Annotated in this window: 5 protein-coding genes; 1 reads left to right on the forward strand and 4 read right to left on the reverse strand. The window is 64.2% G+C overall.

The annotated features are described in order from the left end of the window. Positions 1 to 358: 358 nt before the first annotated feature. Together DBR23_RS11880 and DBR23_RS11885 are read right to left on the reverse strand one after the other, a co-directional pair. On the reverse strand, positions 359 to 880 hold the full coding sequence (locus DBR23_RS11880) for a hypothetical protein (protein ID WP_108498377.1): 522 nt from the start codon (positions 878 to 880) through the stop codon (positions 359 to 361). 19 nt (positions 881 to 899) lie between these two features. After that, a complete protein-coding gene (locus tag DBR23_RS11885; protein WP_108498378.1) occupies positions 900 to 2,024 on the reverse strand; it encodes a cupin domain-containing protein in 1,125 nt (374 codons plus the stop codon). 54 nt (positions 2,025 to 2,078) lie between these two features. Here DBR23_RS11885 and DBR23_RS11890 point away from each other — a divergent pair, with 54 nt between their 5' ends. Further along, positions 2,079 to 2,603 (forward strand): peptidylprolyl isomerase, encoded by a 525-nt coding sequence (locus tag DBR23_RS11890; protein WP_056061714.1) that lies wholly within the window; start codon positions 2,079 to 2,081, stop codon positions 2,601 to 2,603. Between the two features lie 70 nt (positions 2,604 to 2,673). On the opposite strand, the gene DBR23_RS11895 is transcribed toward DBR23_RS11890, so the two are convergent. Together DBR23_RS11895 and dut are read right to left on the reverse strand one after the other, a co-directional pair. Next, the gene (locus tag DBR23_RS11895) at positions 2,674 to 3,174 is read right to left on the reverse strand and encodes a glycine zipper 2TM domain-containing protein (protein ID WP_056061711.1); all 501 of its coding nucleotides are present in this window, start codon (positions 3,172 to 3,174) and stop codon (positions 2,674 to 2,676) included. Between the two features lie 212 nt (positions 3,175 to 3,386). Beyond that, positions 3,387 to 3,833, reverse strand: coding sequence for a dUTP diphosphatase (gene dut, locus DBR23_RS11900; RefSeq protein ID WP_015013334.1), 447 nt, complete (start codon positions 3,831 to 3,833; stop codon positions 3,387 to 3,389). Between the last annotated feature and the right edge of the window lie 118 nt (positions 3,834 to 3,951).

Genomic DNA, 3,951 nt, shown 5'->3' on the forward strand with positions numbered 1-3,951 from the left:
GCAGGAGCTTCCACAGGAGCGGGTGCTGGAGCGGGTTCTTCCTTCTTGCCACAAGCGGCGAGTGCAGCAGCAGCGATCAGGGCGGCCAGAACGAGAGAGTTCTTCATTTCGATTTTCCTATTTGGACAGACAGAATCTTGAAAAGCCACGGCGTCAGGCTTCCTGAGCCCATGCACGCATTGGCACAATGCACTTGGTTGCACCTTTTTGGGCACAGCCGCAGATTATATTGGTATTTAGTCAATACTGACTAACACTGACGAAAGCTTTACGCCAGCTTGACTTTGCGCAGTATCCCCTCGGGCGCGACTGCCGCGTGGCGCCACGCCAACGGGCGCTCCCCAAAGTGGGGCACAAGCTACAGGCCCAGTGTGGTGGAGGGAAAGCCGGGTGCGCTCTTGCTGCGCACCCATTCGTTGAGTGTCTCGTGCAGCAGCACCCGGCGATCGGCCTCGCTGCCGGTCACCCCCACGCAGCGCTCGGGATCGAGCCGGTGCAGCACCCATTGCGGCGACCACAGCGCGCTGGGCAGGTCCAGCGGGTCGGCGGTCGGGCTGCGGCGGCAGGTGATGATGTGGTCCCAGGTACCGCGCCAGCGCACAAAGCGGGCATGGCGGCGGATCACGTCGTCGTAGCTGCAGGCCAGCATGGTGAAGCGCCTGCCGCTGCGGGCCCAGTCCTGCAAGGCCTCGACCACCGCACGCTCGCCCAAGGGCCAGTCATGAAAGTGGGCATCGCTGATGAAAATCTCTTGCCAGCCGTCCCGCGCCGCCGTTGCAATGGCGTCGCGCACCAGTTGCTGAAACGCCTCACGCCCGCTGAATCGCCCACTGGGCAAGTCACGCAAAGGCTCGGCGGAGGGGGTTGCTGTGTCGGTCATCACTGGCTCCTGGTCAGTCTCAGCCGGCCCAGGCATGGGCCCAGCCCGCATCGCACCACGACGAAAGCAGCTCCAGCGCGTCGTCGCTGGCCCGTGCCAGATCGCGTGCCGACAGTTGGCGCTCATCGGCCAGGCGCCGCATCAGCGTGGCGTCGCGCCCCGCTGCGCGGTAGCTTTCGCCGTTGATGAAGATGTGCTGTGTGTCGTACATCATGCGGCTCTTGCGGTCCAGCCGCACCCCTTCCAGCATCACCTTGGGGTCGCCAGGCTCAAACCACACGCTGGGCTTGGGCTCGGTCAGGTACTCGCCCAGCGCGCGTTCCAGCACCAGGGGCTGGGCCAGCGCGCGCGACAGCGCCTCACGCGCAAAGTCCTGCAGCCCGGCAGGAATGTGCGCCGGCTGCGCCACCGCGTCCTGTCCGGCATCGCGGTACAGCAACGGGTGGTCGTCCTCCCCGGCATCTTCCGCCAGACGCACCAGCAGCTCTTGCGCCAGCTCGGCGCGGGTCGGCGCGCGAAAACCGATGGAGTAGGTCATGCACTCGCCTTCGGCAATCCCGTCGTGGGCATAACGCGGGGGCAGGTACAGCATGTCACCCGGCTCCAGCACAAACTCCTCCTCAGGCTCGAACTGGGCCAGCACCTTCAAGGGAATGCCGTCGCGCAGCGACAGATCCTTTTGGCGCCCGATGCGCCAGCGCCGCTTGCCGTGCGCCTGCAGCAAAAAGACGTCATAACTGTCGAAATGGGGCCCTACGCCACCGCCATTGCTGGCGTAGCTGATCATGAGGTCGTCCAGCCGCGCCTCGGGCACAAAACGGAACTGCTGCATCAGCGCATGCACCGCGTCGTTGTGCAGATCGACGCCCTGTACGAGCAGCGTCCAGTCGGGCTGCTGCAACGCAGGCAGTGCACGGCGGTTGAAGGGCCCGTGGCGCAGCTTCCAGGCACCTTTGATCTGTTGCACCAGGCGGGACTCCACACCCTCCTGCCCGGCCAGCGCAAACAGCTCGGCCCGCAGCACCGGCGGCGCAAACTGCGGGATGGCCTGGCGCACCAGCAAGGGCTTCTTCTGCCAGTGGCGGCGCATGAATTGCGCGGGAGTGAGGCCGCCGAGCAGGGCCAAGGGTCGCTGAATGTCCATGGGGAAAGTGTTGCCCTTTTGCGGGGCCGTTGGTCAAACTGCGACAATTCTCCTATGGAAATTACCCAACAATGTGTGGTCGCACTGACCTGGACCCTGAAAGACACCCTGGGCGAAGAACTCGACGTACTCGACGAACCCGTGGAGTTTCTGGTGGGCGGTGATGATCTCCTGCCCCGTATCGAAGAGGCCCTGCAAGGCCACGGCCCTGGTGCCACGCTTGCACTGCACCTCGAACCCGAGGACGCTTTCGGTGACTTCAATGACCAATTGCTGTTTCTGGAACCCCGCGCCCTCTTCCCCGCCGAGATCGAAGAAGGGATGACGTTTGACGGCATGGCCCTGCCCGAGGGCTGCAACCCCGATGCCCCCCGCACGGCCCTCTACACCGTGGCCGAGATCTATCCCGAACATATCGTGCTCGACGGCAACCACCCTCTGGCGGGCATCGCGCTGCGCCTGCAACTGACGGTGCAGGCCGTGCGCGAAGCCACCGAAGAAGAAATCGGACGTGGCACGGCCGGAACCGGCTTCTTCCGCGTCCAGCCCCAGGCGCCAGGCAGCTCGTTGCTGCACTAAGTCCCACCAAAAGCAAAACGGGCGCCCCGAGGAAACTCGGAGCGCCCGTTTGTCAGGGCAGTGCGTCAGGTCACATGCGCGAAATCTGACCGTTGTACAGACGCACGCGATCGCCGATGCGCAGGTCACCCGGGCTGCTCACGTCGTACACGCGATACCCCCCCTGGTCGAGCTGCACGGACAACCGGTATCCCTGCACATATTCCTGGTTGTTGCGCCCTTCGATGGCGTTGCCAGCCACCGCGCCACCCAACACGCCTACAGCGGTGGCTGCAGCACGACCCGTGCCCTTGCCCACCTGGTTGCCCAGAACGCCGCCCACCACCGCGCCCAGAACGGCACCAGTGCCGGTGGTCTGGCCTTGGCTGCGGCCCTGCAGGACTTCGATGTTGGACACGCGACCATATTCGGTGCCTGCCTGATTCTGCGGATAGGCAGGAGCCGTCTGGTAGCCACTCGAATAACCGCCGGAGTATTGCGGAGCAGGTGCCGGGCGGCTGTGGCCGCAAGCAGCCAGCGAAGCAGCCAGAACCACGGTGCCCACGAGGGCGAGGGGACGGGTGAATTGCATGTTCAATCTCCAGAAGTTGTTGGGGCAGGCACTGAAAAATCTCCGACGACCCAGAGCTCAATGCCCATGTACCGATTGGAACAACGCCTGAAGATGCCGCGGCGTAGACAAGGGGCCATCGCCATGTCGGTAACAGACCCATCGAAACGTAAGCGGGGTCTTACAACCCGGCCACTCACCCGTCACGCGCTTGGAGCCCCGAGCGGTCCACCTCAGGACTTGCCTGTGGATCCGTAGCCCCCCTCACCCCGCTGCGTGGCCGCAAACTCGGTGACGACGTTGAACTGGGCCTGCACCACCGGAACAATCACCAATTGGGCCAGCCGCTCCATGGGCTCCAGGGTAAACGCCACATTGCTGCGGTTCCATGCGCTCACCATGAGCTGCCCTTGGTAGTCACTGTCGATCAACCCCACCAGATTGCCAAGCACGATGCCATGTTTATGCCCCAGGCCCGAGCGCGGCAAGATCAGTGCGGCATAGCCCGGGTCTTGCAGGTAGATCGCAATGCCGGTAGGCACCAGTTGCCAGGCGTTGGGCTGCAGGGTCAGCGGCGCATCCAGGCAGGCACGCAGGTCCAGCCCAGCGCTACCGGGTGTGGCGTAGGTGGGCAATTGGTCCGCCATGCGCGGATCGAGAATCTTCACATCTATCTTCACGGTTTTTTCTTTCCTGTTGCTATTCCTGTGCCACTGCGCTGCTGCGCCATTTGTCGCAGGCGATCCTGCAACGACTCCCCCCCTGCACGCCCACCCGGGGCCTGCGCGCCCCCAGCCT

This window comes from Acidovorax sp. HMWF018 (assembly GCF_003061035.1).
GTDB classification, from domain to species: Bacteria; Pseudomonadota; Gammaproteobacteria; order Burkholderiales; family Burkholderiaceae_C; genus Acidovorax; species Acidovorax delafieldii.